Origin of the sequence: Streptomyces aurantiacus JA 4570, assembly GCF_000414115.1 — a bacterium.
Taxonomy (GTDB): Bacteria; Actinomycetota; Actinomycetes; order Streptomycetales; family Streptomycetaceae; genus Streptomyces; species Streptomyces aurantiacus_A.
On record NZ_AOPZ01000339.1, the window covers coordinates 1 to 207 of the forward strand.

At 68.6% G+C, this 207-nt stretch carries 1 protein-coding gene; it reads left to right on the top strand.

Going from position 1 to position 207, the window contains the following annotated elements:
- On the top strand, positions 1-207 hold a 207-nt coding region (locus STRAU_RS28920; protein WP_037662598.1), incomplete at both ends, for an aminotransferase class III-fold pyridoxal phosphate-dependent enzyme.

The following is a 207-nucleotide window of genomic DNA, read 5'->3' on the forward strand; positions in this document are numbered from 1 at the left end:
ACCGGCGCGTTCTTCTCCTTCGAGGAGGCGGGCATCGTGCCGGACATCGTGACGGTGTCCAAGTCCATCAGCGGCTACGGCCTGCCCATGGCGCTCACCCTGTTCAAGCCCGAGCTGGACGTGTGGGAGCCGGGCGAGCACAACGGCACCTTCCGCGGCAACAACCCGGCCTTCGTCACGGCCGCCGCCGCCCTGGAGACGTACTGG